The sequence below is a fragment of the Candidatus Hydrogenedentota bacterium genome (genome assembly GCA_012730045.1).
Classification (GTDB): domain Bacteria; phylum Hydrogenedentota; class Hydrogenedentia; order Hydrogenedentales; family CAITNO01; genus JAAYBR01.
Genome location: JAAYBR010000002.1, coordinates 22,862 through 39,913, shown reverse-complemented (window position 1 = coordinate 39,913; position 17,052 = coordinate 22,862). Strand labels below are relative to the sequence as shown.

Here is a 17,052-nt window from a genome sequence, read left to right as displayed (position 1 = left end):
AGGTGGCGCGTTCGAGACTTGGAGTACGGTTAACCAACTCTTGGGAGAGTGAACAATGTCAGGCGTAATCGTATCTTTCTTCCGTTCACAGGTCAGGGGTGTGCCCCGGACCTCACTGGCGCCTCTGGCGGTCCTCCTCGTGGCCGCCGCGTGTGTCCTGGCGGGCACCGCGCAGGCCCAGGCCATCTACGGCAGCGACGGGTCGCTGGGCGACTGGACGGTCACTGCGGGCGCGCTCAACATCAACACCGACACGCTCATCATGCAATGGGGCGCGCAGTCCAAGACCGGCGTGGAGATTGACGGCGTCGCCGTCTTTCCCTTCGCCAATTTGACGGTGGGCGCCAGCGTTTCCGTGAACGTGACGGGGTCGAGACCTCTGTCCATCACCGCCACCGGCGACATCTTGTGGGGCCCCCACCTGTTTGTTCCCGCAGGCACGCTGGGCGGCGGCACGGGCGGCACGGGCGGCGCGGGCGGCGCCGGCGGTGTTGGCGGCTCGGGTGGTGCGGGCGGCGCGGGCGGTGCGGGCGGCGCGGGCGGCAGCGGGGTCTACGCTGGCGGAACGGATGGGTCGGCGGGTTTGCAGGGTGCTGACGGCACTGCCGGAGCGGGCGGACTTGCTGGCCAGCCCGGACTGAATGGCAATAGCGGTTCGTTGGGATATGCATCCCGTGGAACCGCCGGGAGTGGCGGTGGAAGTGGGGTTGTTGGTTCCGTGGGGACCGGTGGCGGCGCGGTTGCGGGCGGTAATGGCGGTGGCGGCGGGAGCAGTGGCGGGATTATTGGCGGCAACGGGTCGGCGGGCGGTACGGGTGCCGCCGGGTATACAGGCAACATTGGCAATCCGGGTGGAGACGGGGGTGTCGGCGGTGGGGGCGGGACGCCCGCATTCACCGCGCCTGCAGATGATCTGACATTGGCGGCCGGGCATGGCGGCGGCGGTGGTGGTGGTGGTGCGGGTGGCGCGGGCGGCGGCGGAGCATCCGGCGGCAGCGGCGCGGGCGGTGGCGGCGGCGGTGGAAGCGGTGGTTCAACAGCTATTGTTGTGCGCGGTGGCGGTGGTGGTGGTGGCGGTGCAGGCGGCGCGTCCGGCGGCGGTGCGGGCGGCGGCGGCGGCGCGGGCGGCGGCGGGGGTTCCTCCGGCGCGGTCCAGGGTTCGGGTGCTCCTGCCATGGGCGGCAACACGGCCCTCGCCGGAGCCAATGCGGTCATTCCAAGTCCTGACACCCGAAGGGGCGCGAACGGGTCCGGCATCAATGGCGGCACCTTCGGTACCGGCGGGCCGGGCGGCGCGGGCGGCTCCGGCGGTACCGGCGGCTCCGGCGCAGGTGGTGCAACAGGTGCCAGCGGCGGCGGTGCGTTTGTGCTGGCCGCTCAGGGCCTGCTGAACATCAGCGGCAGCACGTTTGACGTGAGCGCCGCGACGCGACAGACGAACGGTGGCCCGGGTGCCACGGGACAATCCGGCGGTGCGGGCGGTTCAGGCTACGCCGGTGGTGCGGGTGGCACGGGTGCGACCAATGGCGGCACCCGGGGCGGTGACGGCGGTTCCGGCGGCGCGGGCGGCCTGGGCGGCGCGGGCGGCAAGGGCGGCAACGGCGGCAACGGCGGCGCGGCGGGCTACGGCACGCCCGGCATGGCCAAAGTGATGGGGTCGGTGGTGCTCGCGGGCGGCCGGCTGGTGAAGGCGCTCAATGTCGCCGACAACGCGCCGGAGCACAATGGCCGGTTCACCTGGATTTCCAACATGAACGTGACGGCGCACAGCGCCAACAAGCCGCTCTTTGACACGACGGGCGGCGCGTCGGTGGTGCAGGGCACCACGGCGAATCCGGCGCTGCTCACGGCCGCCAACTCCTACACGGGGACCGACACGCCGAAGATTCCCGAACTGGACGGCGGCCCCGCGGCGGCCGGCTGGCTCAAGGCCGCCTTCTGGAACAAGGTGCAGGTGGACGCGCTGCTTCCGGACAACGGCCAAATGCGCGCCTGCGTGCTGCGACAGCCCCCGGCGGCGAACTACTCCGTGTACGAGGGCCACGACCAGCTCGTGGTGAAGAACACCTCCCTCCAGCCCATGGACAATGTGGCCGTGGTGGTCGGGTCGAATCCCCCCGTGCTGATCAACGGCGCGGGTGGTGCGCCGGGCGTGCTTCCCGCCGGCCGGGTGTGGACCACGACGGTGCCTGCGGGCGTGTTTGCCCTCGCGGTGCGCCTCCCGCAGGTGCAGCCTGAGACCCTGACGGCCAACGTTGAGGGCCCGGCGCAGTTCTCCGTGCTTGCCGGGGACTTCCCCGGCCTGGTCTACCAGTGGCGGCACGACGGGATTGACCTCTCGGACGGCGCCAAGTATGCCGGCGCCGCGACGGCCATCCTCACCATCTCCGACTGCGTGAACGCGGACGAGGGCCTCTATGAGTGCCTTGTGACCGATCCCTCCGCGGGCGGCGCCTCGTTCCTTCTCTCCGGCGGCGTGCTGACCGTCTCCGACCCGGCGCTGCTGACGCAGCCTGTGTCGCAGGTCGTGGATCCGCTGGCCGTGGTGGAATTCGCCGTGACCACGGCGGGCACCGTCAACGCCATCCAGTGGTTCAAGGACGGCGCGCCCCTCGCGGACGGCACCACGCCCGAGGGCACGGTGATCACCGGATCCACTGCGGAGACGCTGGTCCTCACCGGCGTTCGTGACGCGGACGAGGGCGTCTATGTGTGCACGCTCACGGGGCCCGACGGCGACCTGAGCTCCAACCCGGCCACGCTCACGGTCAACAACGTGCCGGTGATCGCCACCATGCCCCTGAGCCAGAACGTGCCGGTGGGCGGAAATTTCACGCTCGAAGTGGGCCTGTCCGGCGGCACGCCGGTGTTCGACTACATGTGGGTCAAGGAGGGCCAGCCCGGCGAGGAAATCCTGCTTCGCCTGACAACGGGGGCCGCGGTCTCGAACTCGATCCTGCTGCCCCTTTCGGGCACCGGCGCGCTCCTGTCCGACGCGGGCAGGTACCGCGTGAAGATCCGCAACTCGGCGAGCCGCGCCATTAACACCACCGGCGACCCCGACAACGACTGGGTCAACTCCGACTGGGCGCAGATCACCGTTTACGAGCCGATTCTGGTCGTTGCGCATCCGGTGAGTTCCGCCGTCAGGTACGGGGACACGGCCACGCTGATCTGCTCCGTTGTGGGCAGCCTTCCGGGCCTGCAGATGACCTGGCTGGACGAGGAAGACCAGGAGGTGACCGGAGTGAACCCGCGCGCGTCGGTGGACACCCAGGGCACCCTGTCCACCCTGACCATCACGGCCGCGGAAAACGCCGATGAGCCGCCTACTTGGCCGGCGGGCGGGTACCGCTGCCGCATCAGCAACGATTACCAGTCCGGCGCGAACGCCGTGTTCAGCAACCGGGCCGATCTGAACGTGCTCGACCCGGCCATCACCATGCAGCCGCAGAGTCAGATTGCGTCGCTTAACGGGTCGGCCACGTTCAGCGTGGGCGCCGTGGGCAGCGCGCTGTCCTATGAGTGGTTCAAGGATGGCGGCGCGACGGTGCTCAGCACGACGGACACCCTGGTGGTCTCCCCGGTGACCGAGGCGGAGGTGGGCGATTACTTCTGCCGCGTGACCAGCGCGGACGGTGCCGTGGACTCCGCCATGGCCAACCTGCGGATCAGCGACCCCTACATTGTCGGCCACCCCGCCAGCGTGATCGTTGACCCGGGCGAGCCGGTCACGTTCACCGTGACGGTGGGCGATCTCAGCACACTGCCGATCGGCTACCAGTGGAAGCTGAACGGTGTGGCGCTCACGGGTCCCGGCGCGGCGGGCACCCTCGCGGCGGCCCCGCTGGTGATTGAATACAACATCGCCTCGGCGGCCCAGGCCGATGTGGGCGTGTACACCTGCGAGCTGGACGGGACAGACGGGATCGTGGTGTCCAACCCCGCCACGCTCGCCCTGAACCTGGCGCCCGAGGTCTCCGGGATCACCCCGAACCCGAGCGACGGGGTCGCGCCCTTCGGCAGCCCCGCCACGCTCACGGTCCAGGTGTCGGGCGGCACCCCGCCGTTCACCTACCTGTGGACGAAGGATGGCGCTCCCATCGCGGAGGGCAACGTGACGGGCATCACGGAACCGGTGCTCTCTTTCACCAACGTGCAGGCCGCAAACGAGGGCCTGTACCGCTGCACGGTGACAAACACGGCCGGTTCGGACTACGCCGAACGCAACCTCTACGCGGGTCAGCTGATCACGTTCATCCAGCACCCGCAGGCGCGCCGCGCCTACTACGATGACAGCGTGTTCTTCCAGGTGGTCGTGGGCGGTGGCAAGGGCACGCGGTCCTTCCAGTGGAAGCGCCAGCGGGCGGGCGTCGTCACCAACGTGGGCGTGAATTCGCCCGTGCTCACGCTGAACAACCTGTCGGTGAACAACGCGGGCACCTACTGGTGCGTTGTGACGGACGACCGCGGCGCCTATCCGTCCAACGAGGCCACGCTCACCTTGGCCGCGCGTCTGGCCTTCACGCAGACGATTCCGGCGGAGGACACGGCGATCTTCGGCAAGGACTACCTGCTGCGCGTCCGCACCACGGGCGGGCATGACCCGGTGTTCTTCGAATGGCAGTTCAACGGGGTGCCCGTCGCGCCGACGGCGACCCTGCCGAACGGCTCGGACCTGCAGCTCACCAACGTGGCGTTTGAAGACGCGGGCACCTACGTGCTGACCGCCTTCGACAGCTACACCGACACCCTGACGGCCCAGTGCGAGCTGACGGTGGCGTATGGCACGCCGGTCGCCGGCCTGGGCGGTCTGGCGGCTGCGGCTGCGGGGCTGGCCCTGGCGGGCACCGCCGCACTGCGGCGCCGCCGCGGGTAAAACGCTGACATCTTGAACCCGGGGCCCGGTTCGCCGAGAGGCGGGCCGGGCCCCTTCGCGTATTCCGGGTTGCACCGCGCCCGGGGGGCGGATAGAATAGCCGGGCGCGGCTGCCCCCGCCGCGTTTCCGCCGCCCCAAGCCAATCGGACCAAAGGATTCCGTTCATGAAGCGCTTTCTCGCCCGGCATTCAGCCCTCTTCATTCTGGCGGGGCTCTGCGTGGTGCTGGCCGTCTATTCCCCGGACTTCCGGGGGACCGCCAATCTCAAGAGCGTGGCGCAGCGCACCGCCGTGGTGGGCGTCATCGCCCTGGGCGAGCTGCTGGTCGTGCTGGCTGCGGGCATTGACCTGTCCGTGGGCAGTGTGGCGGCCTTCGGGGGCATGATCGGCTGCCTCGCCGTGCAGCATGGCTGGCCGTGGCAGGCGGCCCTGCCGGTCGGCGTGGCCGCAGGGCTCGCCTGCGGCCTGTTCACCGGGCTCCTGACCACCCGGGGCCGCATCGCCCCCTTCATCACCACGCTGGGCATGATGATGGCGGCCCGCGGGCTGACCCTGGTGGTGTCCGGCGCGCGCCCTGTGCCGGTGCCGCCGCCGCTCATGATCCTCGGAGGCACGGGCGCGTGGGGGTGGTGGATGCCCGTGGCCGTGATGGTGGCGCTGGCGGTCCTGTTCTCCCTGGTCCTGCGCTACACCCAGTTCGGCCGCGCCCTGTACGCCGTCGGCGGCAACGCCGAGGCGGCGCGCCTCTCCGGCATTCCGGTTGACCGGGTGCGCGTCATCGCCTATTCAGTAAGCGGTGCCATGGCGGGGCTGGGGGGCATGATGCTCGCCGCGCGCTCCAGCGTCGCCTCGCCCACGGCGGCGGAAATGCACGAACTGTACGCGATTGCGGCCTGCGTCATCGGCGGCGCGAGCCTGGCGGGGGGGGAGGGCGGCGCGCTGGCGGCGATTGCCGGAGCGCTCATCATGAGTGTTCTCTACAACTTCTGCAATCTGGAGGGCATCTCTGTGGACTGGCAGCAGGTGCTCATCGGGGCGCTGCTGGTGACGCTCGTCTTCTACGACACCTGGCGCAAGCGCCGCGCGGGGCTGCTCAGGGAGTAGGGGGGGGCGGGGACCCTTCTTCGGCCAGGGCGCGCAGGCGCGCCACCTCGTCCGCCGTCAGGCAGCGCCACTCGCCCGGGCGGAGCCCCTCCACGGGCAGTCCGGCGAACTCCACCCGCCGCAGCGCGTGGACCGGGTGGCCCACGGCGGCGCACATGCGCTTCACCTCGTGCTTGCGCCCCTCGTGGATCGTGAGGCGGATGAGCGAGGTCTTCGGCCCGCCGTTTAGGACCGCCGCCTTCGCGGGGGAGGTCATGCCGTCCTCCAACCGCACGCCGCTTTCCAGCCGGCGGACCGCCTCCGGCGTCACGGCGCCCAGCACCCAGGCCAGATAGACCTTCTCCACCTCGAAACGGGGGTGCATCAGACGGAAGGCCAGCTCGCCGTCGTTGGTCAGGAGCAGCGCGCCCTCCACGTCGAAGTCAAGCCGCCCCACGGGGAACACCCGCGAGTTCAGGCCGCGCACGCACTCCAGCACCGTCCTGCGGCCGTGGGTGTCCCGGGCGGTCGTCACGCAGTTGCGCGGCTTGTTCAGCAGCAGGTAGACCTTCTCCTCCGTCTCCCCGACGGCCCGGCCGTCCAGCGTCACACGGTCCGCGCCGGGGGTCACCGTCTGGCCGATCCGCGCCGTCACGCCGTTCACGGCGACGCGCCCCTCCGCGATCAGCTCCTCCGAGGCGCGCCGCGAGGCGACGCCGCACTCGGCGAGGAATTTCTGGAGTCTGACGGCGTTCTCAGTCATGCACGCGCAGCTCGTCCAGGGAGGGGAGCTCCTTGATGCTTCGCAGCCCGAAGGTCACGAGGAACTCATCGGTGGTGCGGTACAGTTTCGGGCGGCCGGGCAGGTCCGATATGCCGGCCACTTTGACCAGCCGCTTTTCCTGGAGCTGGTCAAAGGCGTAGGACACGCTGACCCCCCGGATGGCCTCGACCTCCGCGCGCGTCACGGGCTGCTTGTAGGCGATGATGGCCAGCGTCTCCAGCAGCGACCGGGACATGCGGTTGCTCTTCTTCACCCGGAGCAGGCGGCGGATGAACGGCGCGTACTGGGGCTTGGTGAGCAGCTGGTATCCGCCCGCGATTTCCTTGAGGACATAGGGCACCAGCGCGTTGCCGTTGACCTGGTGGGCCAGTTCGGCGAGCAGGTTCGACACGATCTCCGCGTCTATGTCTCCCAGGGCCTCCGCCAGGCGGGAGGCGCTCATGGGGCGGTCGCTGGAGAACAGCATGGCGTAGAGCGCCTGCCGGGTCTCCTCCCGGCTAAGCATCTCCACCTGCTCGAGCTCCAGTTCGGACTCCTCGATCTCGGGGACGTCCTGTCCGGGGTTTTCTTCGGTCATGGTCAACGGATTCCCGCGGTTCCTAGCACAGTTCCTTCTTCATCACGGCGAGCAGGGGCCTGACGGCGTCCATCATCTGGACGAAGCGCTCCGGCTTGAGCGACTGCTGTCCGTCGGACATCGCCTCCGCCGGGTTGGGGTGCACCTCCACCAGGAGGCCGTCCGCCCCCGCGGCCACGGCGGCGCAGGCCATCGGGGTCACCAGCTCCCACCGCCCGGCGGCGTGGCTGGGGTCAATGATTATGGGCAGGTGGCTGATCTGCCGGATCACAGGCACCGCCTGGATGTCCAGCGTGTTGCGGGTCTCGGTCTCAAAGGTGCGGATGCCCCGCTCGCAGAGGATCACGTCGGGGTTCCCCTCGGACAGGATGTACTCCGCCGACATGAGAAACTCGTTGATGGTGGACATCATGCCCCGCTTGAGGATGACCGGCCTGCCCGCCCTGCCCGCCGCCCGCAGCAGCGCGAAGTTCTGCATGTTCCGCGCGCCGATCTGGATCATGTCCGCGAACTGGGCCACCACGGCGACCTGGTCCGGCGTCACCGCCTCGGTCACCACCGGCAGCCCCGTCTCCTGGCCGGCGGCCCACAGCAGCTTGAGCCCCTCCAGCTCCATGCCCTGGAAGCTGTACGGCGAGGTGCGCGGCTTGTAGGCGCCCCCGCGCAGCATGGCCGCCCCGGCGTCCCGCACCAGCCGGGCGCTCTCCTTGATCTGCCCCTCCGACTCCACCGCGCAGGGCCCCGCGACCACCGAGAAGAAGCCCCCGCCGAACCGGGCCTTTCCCGCCGACACAATGGAGGGGTCGCTCTTCACCTCCCGTCCCGCCAGTTTGAACGGCTTCAGGATGGGGAAGACCTTCTCCACATGGGGCAGCGCCTCCAGCGAGATCAGGCGCTCCTTGCCCCGCTCATCGCCCACCGCCGCCACCACCGTGCGCTCGACCCCCACGATGACATGGGCCTTGTAGCCCATTTCCTCGATTTTATGGACCACATGGGCCACGTCCTCCTTCTTGGAGGATGCCATTACAATAATCACCGGGCTGTAGTCTCCTGTTTCATCGTGTGCCCCCTCGCCTGCCTGCCCAAAGTATAGCCGTTTGGGCGGGAATAACACAATGGAAGGGCGCGGAGGACGCTGTCAGGCACGTTGCGCCAGGAAGAGGTACCCCTTCTTGCCGTCCAGGAGCAGCGAGGGGGTGAGCCCCGACCCCCGCGCCAGCAGGACCATCTCCCCATCCTCCGGCAGTTCATGCCCGCCGACCTGGCCCCCGGTCTGGCGGTGAATCTCGTTGATGGCCGCCCGGCTCTCGCTGTGGCACACCACCAGGGTGCCCCCCGGCCCCAGCACGCGGCACATTTCCGCCAGGGCGGCCCCCTGGTCCGTGAAGTGGGGGAAACAGCTGTTGCAGAAGACCCAGTCGAAGGCGCCGTCGCCGAACGGCAGCTCCTCGCCGTCGGCCACCAGCGGGGCGGCGGCGGCCGCCGGACCCTGTTTAAGCATGGCAGCCGACAAATCCACGGCGGCCAGCAGGGCAGTGGCATCCAGCCTCTCGCGCAGGATGGGCCACAGCACGCCGGACCCGGCCCCCACGTCCAGCACGCGCCGCGCGCCGTCAAACAGGACGGGGGACAGGAGTGCCCGGAGCCGTTCGGCGTGCCCGTCGGCGATGATGCCCTCCCACCGGGGGGCGAGGGCGTCGAAAAAGCCCCGCGTTTTCCGGGTCAGGCGGCGGCGTTCTTCTCGGTCCATCGGGCGGCCTTTCTCTTCGGGGAAAACACGGCGGCCGCGGCGAAGACCGCCGTGGACACCAGCACAATGACCGCGCCCGCGGGGAGGTTGAACATCCACGACAGGGCGAGGCCGGTCCAGCATGACAGGACGCCGAACACCGCCGCAAGCAGGAGCATGCTGCGGAAGCGCCAGGTGAGCTGGTGGGCGGCGGCGGCCGGGTTGATGACCAGGGTGTACACCAGCAGGCCCCCCACGCCGGGCAGGGCGGCGGCGATGACCAGCCCCGTGACGAGCAGGATGCCGTAGGTGACGGCCGCCGCGGGGATGCCCACGGCCCGCGCCACCTGGCGGTGGCACACCACGGCCTGGATTTCCTTGTAGAACAGCAGGAGGAAGGCCGCGAGGACGCCCGCCACCCCCGCCAGCACCAGCACGTCCCCCCGCGTGAGCGTGAGGATGCTGCCCCAGAACAGGCCCAGGGCCTCCGTCTTGGCCCCCGGCGTCAGCCCGAGGAACAGGAAGGCCAGCCCCATCATGAGGGAGAACAGGATGCCCGTGGCGGTGTCCGGGCCGAACTCCGCGCGGTCGGCCAGGGGCCCCACGGCGGCGGCGGTCACCAGGCCGAAGAGCAGCGCGCCGAACAGGGGCGGCGCCCCCACCAGCAGCGAGAACAGCGCCCCGGCGAAGGCCGCATGCGCGATGCCCACGCCCAGGAAGGAGAGGTGCATCGTCACGACAAACACCCCCACGACCGCGCACGCGGCGCCGCCCAGCAGCCCCGCCAGCACCGCGTTCTGCAGGTAGGCGTAGTGGAAAATCGCCCAGCCGCTCACAGACCCTCCTCCCCGTAGAGCGCGCGGAGGGTGTCCGCCGCCAGCATCTCCGCGCGCGGTCCGTCGCGCCACACGCGCCCCGCCCGCATCAGGGCCAGGCGCGCGCATACGCCCGGAACCGCGCCGGTCTCGTGGGTGACATAGAGCATCGCCGCGCCCGTCAACGCGGGCAGCGCGTCCACATGCGCCAGCAGCGCGCCGCGCGCGCCGGGGTCCACCGACGCCGTCGGCTCGTCCAGCAGCAGGATTTCCGGCTCCTGGGCCAGCGCGCGCGCCAGCGCCGTCCGCTGGAGCTCGCCGCCGGACAGGTGGCCCAGCGGCCGCCCCGACAGGTGCGCCACGCCCATGCGGTCCATCGCCTCCGCCACGGCGCGCCGGTCGGCCCGGCCCATGCGGCGCAGCAGCCCGATGCGGCCGTAGCGTCCCGCCGCCACCGTCTCGCGCACCGTCACGGGCAGGCGCGGGTCAATCCGCTGGGTCTGGGCCAGGTAGCCGATGCGGCGGCGGAGCCGGTAACCCCGCATCGCGCGGAAAGGCTCCCCGCCCAGCACGCGCACCGACCCCGACTGCGGGCGGACCAGCCCGTTGACCAGCATCAGCAGGGTGCTCTTTCCCGTGCCGTTGGGGCCGAGAATGCCCACCGCCTCCCCCGCGTTCACGCAGAGGGACACGCCGTCCAGCGCCACCCCCGAACGGTAGGCGACCACGGCGTTCTGTATCTCGACGACCGGCGCGCTCATTCCGTGCCGCCGGGCTTCAGCGCGTCCAGCAGGCGGTCCAGATTTGCATCCAGCGCCGCCTCCCAGGAGGATGCGTCCGGGTCCGCGCCCGGGAAATTGGACAGCGTCACCAGCGGCACGCCCAGTTCCGCCGCCAGTGTCTCCGCCGCCTTTGGGTTGCCGCTCTGCAGGTTGTTGACCACCGCCCGCACCCCGGCCTTCCGCGCGTCGCCCGCCAGGGCGGCCGGTTCCGCCGCCCCCGGCTCCTCCCCGCGGCCAAAGACCACGGGGGTCCTGAACCCCGCCCATTTCACGAACGGGGCCTGCATCTCGTTCACCGCCACGGGCAGGCCGGCGGCCCCCGAGGCGGTTACGCGTTCCCGCGCCGCCCGGGCGTGTTCCGCCACAGCCTGTGCGCGCTTCTCCGCCGCCGCGCGGAAGGCTTCCGCCCGGTCCGGGTGGAGGCGTGCGAGGATCTCAGCCACTTCCCGGAGGCCCGCCTGCTGCGTCTCAGGCACCATCCAGTTGCCGGGGGTCGAGACCGCGATGATCCGTTCCGGCGGCACGGCGGCGGCTGCAAGCGCGCGACGCACGTTGCCCATCGGGCGCTGCCAGTCGTGGAGCAGCACCACCCCGGCCTCCGACAGGCGGGCGATGTCGCCGGGGCGCGCGTCATAGTGGCCGGGGCACTGTCCCGGAGGCATCAGGACGAAGGGGGCCGCCTCCGCGCCCGTGATGTCCGCCACGGCGTTCGCCAGGTGGGCCGTGCCCGCCACAACGGTCTCCGGGGCGGCAAAGGCCCCGCAGGCCGCCAGCAACGCCGCCGCCAGAAGCGGTGGGAATCCCGTGTGTGCACGCGTCATCAGTAGAGCCCGAAATGGCCGTTTTCGCGGAGGATGCCCGCATCCTCCACCAGCGGGAAGCGGGTGGGGTAGCGGATGAACTCCACATGGCCGTCCATGTACAGCACATTCGACCCGCCCGGGATGTGGTTGAACACGGCGCTTCCGGCGGTGGACGTTCCCTCCGACGGATTGCCGAAAGTGTCCCACTGCACGGGGATTTCACTCTGCGCGCTGGCCGCCGCGCCGGGGTTGTTGATGTCCGTGATCAGGAAGCGCTCCACGCCCTCGCGCAGGCGGAGCATGTCGGTCCCGCCCGCCGTGCCCGTGGCCGCCGTGCGGTCCACCATGGTCGGCCACGCGCCATCGTCCAGCTTTAGGTCCTGGGTGAAATCTTTGATGCGCACCGGCGTGGTCAGGCCGGGTATGGAGACCACCGCAGTGAAGGGCACCGCGCCCATGGCGCCCCACAGCCCGTAATACTCCGCCAAGTTCGACGCCACATAGCCCTTGTACGCGTAGGAGCGGCCCAGCCGCGCGCTCTGGAAGAAGTTCTCCGCCACCCGGTCCCCGGCGGCGCGGGCGTCCGCCACCCACGAGTCAAAATCCCCCGTGTCCGGCAGGCGCGTGGCGACAAACTGCCCCGCCGCGTCCACCCCCGCGTCCGACGGGCACCTCGCCGTCTCCAGATCGGAGAGATACTCTGGATAAACCGCCTCCGCCGACGGAGAACTCAGCAGCGTCATGCCGTTCATGAACGGGTTGCCGAAGGGCGCGCAGGGGGGGAACTGCCCGCCGCCGCTCTCGTTCGCGTACATCTTAAACACCAGCCCGAACTGCTTCAGGTTGTTCTGGCAGGAGGCGCGCCGCGCCGCCTCGCGCGCGCGGGCCAGCGCGGGCAGCAGAATGGCCGCCAGTATCCCGATGATGGCGATGACCACCAGCAGCTCAATGAGTGTGAATCCGTTTCTGCGCATGCTCCCTGCTCCTTCCTTCATCGCGGGGCGGTATTACGAATGATCAGGAAAATAATACCACGCGCCGGAAGGGAAAACAAGCGCCCGGTGAAGGGACTTGCCGGGAAGGGACGGGCCGCCGCGGCGGGGGGAAACGGATGCCCGGCGTCCGGTCAGCGGCCGGTGACGACGGAGATGGCCCCGGGGAGGAGCTCGATGGCGGCGGGGAGGTAGCCGGGGACTTCGCCGTCCGTATTGATTTTGACCTGCTCGGGGGACTCGACTTGGATGAACTTGCCCCGGAGGAAGGTGACGACGTCCGGACGGGACTCGAGGCCGCCGCGGTAGATGAGGGGCAGGCTGACGAGGGCGTCGAACAGGGTGACCGGGCCGATGATGTAGATGTCGAAGAGGCCGTCGTCCAGCTTCGCGTTCGGGGCAATGTGCATGCCGCCGCCGTCGTAGCAGCCGTTGGCGATGATGATCTCCTTGACGACCTGCTCCCGGGTCTCGCCGTCAATGGTGATTTTCATGGGCTTGTCGGTGTAGGCGAAGAGGGCGCGCAGGGTGCCCCAGCAGTAGGAGACGAAGCCGCCCCATGCCTTGGTGTTGTGGTTCACCTGCCAGACAACCTCGCCGCCGATGCCGATGCGGCTGGTGTTGAGGAAGTAGCACATGTTCTCGCCGCCGTCGAGGCCGGCGCAGGTGATGCGGGCGACGTCGGCGCGGACCACGCGGTCGCTGGCGAGCAGGGGCAGCGAGCGGGCGCCGGTGGGGATGCCAAGGGTCCGCGCGAGGTCGGACCCGGTGCCGTAGGGGAGGATGGAGAGCACGGCGTCGGGGTTCACGGCCCGCGCGCCCTCGAAGAAGCCGTTGGTCACCTCGAAGTGGGTGCCGTCGCCGCCGACGCTGACGATGCGGGTGTAGCCGTTCCACAGGGCCCTCTGCGTCAGCTCGACGGCGTGGAAGGGCCGCTCGGTCACGAAGACGTCAAAGTTGGAGAAGCGCTTCTCCACGCTCTTGAGCAGGCCGGGCCAGCCGTGCCGGGTGCGACCCTGCGCGGCGTGGGGGTTCACGATAAACGCGGTTTTTTCCTCACAGACCATGCCGTTTATCCCGGCGGTTCCGTCACACGCGCACGTCCGACGCGACCCCGCCCCCGCCGTGGCGGGCGACCACCGGGGCGACCTCCTCCTCCAGGAACTCCACCACCTGCTCCGGCGCGCGGCCCACGAACTCGCGGAGGTTCAGCACCCCGTTGATCTCGCCGCGCGTCATGCCGATGGCCGGGTCGGCGGCGAGCCGGTCCAGCAGGTCGTTGTCCGCGCCCTCCTCCTTCACCCGGGCGCCCGCGGCCTGCGAGTGGCGGCGGATCACCTCGTGCAGCTCCTGGCGGTCGCCGCCCCGGCGCACGCAGGCCATGAGGATGTTCTCCGTCGCCATGAAGGGCAGCTCGGCCCACAGGTGCTTCTCGATGACCTTCGGGTAGACCTTCGGGTTCTCCATGACGTTCAGCCAGAGGTTCAACACGGCGTCGGCGGCGAGGAAGGCCTCGGGCAGGCTCAGGCGGCGGATGGCGGAGTCGTCCAGCGTGCGCTCGAACCACTGCACCGCCGTGGTCAGCCCCCCGTGGAGCGGTCCGACCATGAGGAAGCGCGACAGCGCGCAGATGCGCTCGCAGCGCATGGGGTTGCGCTTGTAGGCCATGGCGGAGCTGCCCACCTGCGTGGACTCGAAGGGCTCCTCGACCTCCTTCATGTTCTGGAGCAGGCGCATGTCCGTGCCGAACTTGTGGGCGGACTCGCCGATCCCCGCGAGGGCGTTCAGCACCCGCGTGTCCACCTTGCGTGTGTAGGTCTGGCCGGTGACGGTGAAGGCGCTGTCGAAGCCGAGCTTCCCGGCGACGAGGCGGTCGAGCCGCCGCACCTTCTCCGCGTCGTTGTCGAAGAGCGCCATGAACGACGCCTGGGTGCCCGTGGTGCCCTTGACGCCGCGGCAGCGGAGCCCGGCGCGGACGGCCTCCATCTCCAGCACGTCGAGGAGGAGGTCCTGCGCCCAGAGGCAGGCGCGCTTTCCGACCGTGACCACCTGGGCGGGCTGGAAGTGCGTGTAGCCGAGGGTGGGCAGGTCTTTGTGGGCGAGGGCGAAGTCGCGCAGCTTCGCCAGCACGGCGGCGGCCTTCGCCAGCAGCAGGTCGAGCCCCTCACGGATGAGGATCAGGTCCGTGTTGTCCCCCACATAGCAGCTTGTCGCGCCGAGGTGGATGATGGGCCGCGCGAGGGGCGCCACATCGCCGAAGGCGTGAATGTGGGCCATGACATCGTGGCGGGTCTTGCGCTCGTAGGCCTCGGCCGCCGCGTAGTCAATGTCGTCGAGGTGCGCCCGCATCTCGGCGATCTGCTCCTCCGTGATGTTCAGTCCCAGCTCGCGCTCCGCCTCCGCCAGGGCCACCCAGCAGCGCCGCCAGGTCGAAAACTTGCGGTCGGCGCTCCAGAGGCGGGCCATTTCCGCCGTGGCGAAACGCTCCACCAGGGGGCTCACATAGACACTCGTGTCCTTTTTCATGAATGGGCCTTCCCGTGTCGCGCGGGCTCCGGGGCCGCGCGGGAGAGGTTCCGGACGGGCGGTCAGACCGCCGGCGCGTCCTTCACGAAGATTTCATAGCCCTCGTACCCGGCCATGGCGGCCACCGCCGTCACCGGGTTGTCGCGCTGCGCGAAAATGCCGCCGCCGAGCAGGAAGTCACACGCGTCCTCCGGGGTCTCGGCGGGAAACTCGTCCCCCCGCGCCTCGGTGATGGTGTTCTCCTCATAGGTGGCCACATACCACAGGCGGCCCGGGTACAGCGGGATGCGCTCCACCTCCAGGCCGTCGTGGCGCACGATGGCCAGCCAGCCCGTGCTGCTCTTCTTGTCCACCACGGCGCTGATGCGCGGCGTGTTGTAGCTGTCCTTCTCGAAGTCCAGGGCCAGCGAGACCAGCGCGAGGGCGTCGCGCGGGGGCATGCCCTGGTCAATCTTCTCCGCGATGCCGTCGGTCTGGCTGCCGTTGGTCACCACCGCCACGTCGCCGTTGCGCACGATGCGCACGCAGTTGTAGGCGATGTAGGGGTTCTTGTACACGTCCATCTCGTGCCCCGGCTTTGGCACAATACTCACCTTGTTCTCCCCCGCCACGGCGGTGCGGTTGGGGAACGACCTGCTGGAAACGCGGTACGCCGCGCACAGGCGGTCGTCAAGGGTCCGGGCCACGCTCACGATGCGTCCGATGTACATGCGGATCCTCCTGTGATGTCCGCGCCCCGCGCGCGGACCGGTAGTATACCCGAACCGCGAACGCCCCCGCATGGCGGAATGGGTCGGCGGCGCCGTCAGCGGGGGGAGCCTTCCGGTCCGGCGGCGTCAGCGGGGGCCCCGTCCGGTTCCGGGGGCAGGGGCATGTTTTTCCCGTTGCGCATGAACTCGCGCAGCAGGGACAGCGGGTATTCCGTTCCGCGCCAGACGATTTCCCCCCGCCGGAGGGTCAGCGCGGCCGAGCGCAGCAGGGCAAACGACATCACGAGGACGGCGAGGGGGGAAAGCAGGGCGGGCAGGATGCGGCCGCGCGTCCACCGCGCCACCACCACCGACACCCCCACCTGCACGGTCAGGGCAGCCGCCCCCGCGGCCCGCAGCCAGGGCACGGCCGGCTGTGCCAGCGCGAGGAGGGGGGCCCAGTCCAGCAGAATCAGGAAAAGGCAGGCGGCCGCCAGCGCGGGCAGGTTGTACCGGGCGGCGGCGAAGCCGTTCTTTTCCAGCCCGCGCGTGAAGGCGCCGAGGGAGCGGTACCAGCACAACGAAACGCCGCCCGACCCGTTTATCACGGTGCCGCGCGCGCCGTAGGCCTTCAGCAGGTAGGCCAGCGCGGCGTCGTCTATGACCTCCAGCCTGAGCCGGGCCATGCCGGGCGTCCGGTCCAGGGCCTCCCGCCGCAGCAGGCAGAAAACGCCCCCTCCGGCGGCCACCTTCAGCCGCGGGTGCTCCACGGCCCAGACCGGCATGAGGGCCGCCGCGCTGCGGACCAGAAAGGCGTTCACCATGCCCATGCCCAGGTTTGCCGCCTCCAGGCGCGGCAGCAGCAGCACCTGGTCCAGGCCGCGCGTCTCGCACCACGCGACCACCCGCTCCAGGGTGCCCGGCGCCACATGCACGTCCGCGTCCATGAACAGCAGCCATTCGCCCGCGCTTTCCAGCACCCCGCGGTGCAGCGCGTGTACCTTTCCGAGCCAGCCCTCCGGCAGTTCTCGCACGTGCACGACGCGGAGCCGCGGGTCACTCCGCGCCAGGGCGTCCGCAATCTCCCCCGTGTTGTCGGTGGACCGGTCGTTGACGAGGATGATCTCCAGGTTCGGGTAGGTGCCCCGCAGGTGCTCCCGCAGCGCGGCCCCCAGGCTCTCCCCCTCGTTGCAGGCCGGAATCACGACCGACACCCGGGGCCACCCGGCTCGCTCCGGCAAGGGAACCGTCTCGACGCGCCGCATGCGGCGGAGGTTGTGCGCCGCCGTCAGGAGCACATAGATCCAGCATCCGCAGCCCGCCGCCAGCACCCCCGCCCCGATGCCCGCCAGAATGTCCATGTCAGTGGTCTCCTGCGTCCGGCGACGGC

The 17,052-nt window shown here is 70.1% G+C and carries 14 protein-coding genes; 2 read left to right on the top strand and 12 right to left on the bottom strand.

Going from position 1 to position 17,052, the window contains the following annotated elements; genetic code table 11:
- Positions 1–100 precede the first annotated feature (100 nt).
- Together GXY15_00425 and GXY15_00420 are read left to right on the top strand one after the other, a co-directional pair.
- A complete protein-coding gene (locus GXY15_00425; GenBank protein NLV39682.1) occupies positions 101–4,879 on the top strand; it encodes a hypothetical protein in 4,779 nt (1,592 codons plus the stop codon).
- A gap of 165 nt (positions 4,880–5,044) precedes the next feature.
- Positions 5,045–5,983, top strand: coding sequence for an ABC transporter permease (locus GXY15_00420; protein NLV39681.1), 939 nt, complete (start codon positions 5,045–5,047; stop codon positions 5,981–5,983).
- On the opposite strand, the gene GXY15_00415 is transcribed toward GXY15_00420, so the two are convergent.
- The 12 genes from GXY15_00415 to GXY15_00360 all read right to left on the bottom strand — a co-directional run bounded on the left by GXY15_00415 (position 5,973) and on the right by GXY15_00360 (position 17,023).
- Positions 5,973–6,725, bottom strand: a complete 753-nt coding sequence (locus GXY15_00415; protein ID NLV39680.1) for an rRNA pseudouridine synthase — start codon at positions 6,723–6,725, stop codon at positions 5,973–5,975. The genes GXY15_00420 and GXY15_00415 overlap by 11 nt on opposite strands.
- Positions 6,718–7,323 (bottom strand): SMC-Scp complex subunit ScpB, encoded by a 606-nt coding sequence (gene scpB, locus GXY15_00410; protein NLV39679.1) that lies wholly within the window; start codon positions 7,321–7,323, stop codon positions 6,718–6,720. The genes GXY15_00415 and scpB overlap by 8 nt, the downstream gene beginning before the upstream one ends.
- A gap of 22 nt (positions 7,324–7,345) precedes the next feature.
- Complete coding sequence (gene aroF / locus GXY15_00405) at positions 7,346–8,350, bottom strand: 3-deoxy-7-phosphoheptulonate synthase (GenBank protein ID NLV39678.1); 1,005 nt, start codon at positions 8,348–8,350, stop codon at positions 7,346–7,348.
- Between the two features lie 114 nt (positions 8,351–8,464).
- The gene (locus GXY15_00400; GenBank protein ID NLV39677.1) at positions 8,465–9,076 is read right to left on the bottom strand and encodes a class I SAM-dependent methyltransferase; all 612 of its coding nucleotides are present in this window, start codon (positions 9,074–9,076) and stop codon (positions 8,465–8,467) included.
- A complete protein-coding gene (locus GXY15_00395) occupies positions 9,049–9,999 on the bottom strand; it encodes a metal ABC transporter permease (protein ID NLV39676.1) in 951 nt (316 codons plus the stop codon). The genes GXY15_00400 and GXY15_00395 overlap by 28 nt, the downstream gene beginning before the upstream one ends.
- Positions 9,888–10,631, bottom strand: coding sequence for a metal ABC transporter ATP-binding protein (locus tag GXY15_00390; protein ID NLV39675.1), 744 nt, complete (start codon positions 10,629–10,631; stop codon positions 9,888–9,890). The genes GXY15_00395 and GXY15_00390 overlap by 112 nt, the downstream gene beginning before the upstream one ends.
- Positions 10,628–11,473: a zinc ABC transporter substrate-binding protein gene (locus GXY15_00385; GenBank protein ID NLV39674.1), complete on the bottom strand. Its 846-nt coding sequence runs from the start codon at positions 11,471–11,473 to the stop codon at positions 10,628–10,630. Before GXY15_00385 ends, GXY15_00390 begins: the two co-directional genes overlap by 4 nt.
- Positions 11,473–12,429, bottom strand: a complete 957-nt coding sequence (locus GXY15_00380; protein ID NLV39673.1) for a DUF1559 domain-containing protein — start codon at positions 12,427–12,429, stop codon at positions 11,473–11,475. The genes GXY15_00385 and GXY15_00380 overlap by 1 nt, the downstream gene beginning before the upstream one ends.
- 152 nt (positions 12,430–12,581) lie before the next feature.
- On the bottom strand, positions 12,582–13,514 hold the full coding sequence (locus GXY15_00375; GenBank protein NLV39672.1) for a diacylglycerol kinase family lipid kinase: 933 nt from the start codon (positions 13,512–13,514) through the stop codon (positions 12,582–12,584).
- Between the two features lie 22 nt (positions 13,515–13,536).
- Positions 13,537–14,973 carry an adenylosuccinate lyase gene (locus tag GXY15_00370; protein ID NLV39671.1) on the bottom strand — a complete coding sequence of 479 codons (1,437 nt, stop codon included), beginning with the start codon at positions 14,971–14,973 and terminating at the stop codon, positions 13,537–13,539.
- A gap of 62 nt (positions 14,974–15,035) precedes the next feature.
- The gene (locus GXY15_00365) at positions 15,036–15,683 is read right to left on the bottom strand and encodes an IMP cyclohydrolase (GenBank protein NLV39670.1); all 648 of its coding nucleotides are present in this window, start codon (positions 15,681–15,683) and stop codon (positions 15,036–15,038) included.
- A 95-nt stretch (positions 15,684–15,778) separates the two neighbouring features.
- Positions 15,779–17,023, bottom strand: coding sequence for a glycosyltransferase (locus GXY15_00360; GenBank protein ID NLV39669.1), 1,245 nt, complete (start codon positions 17,021–17,023; stop codon positions 15,779–15,781).
- Positions 17,024–17,052 lie beyond the last annotated feature (29 nt).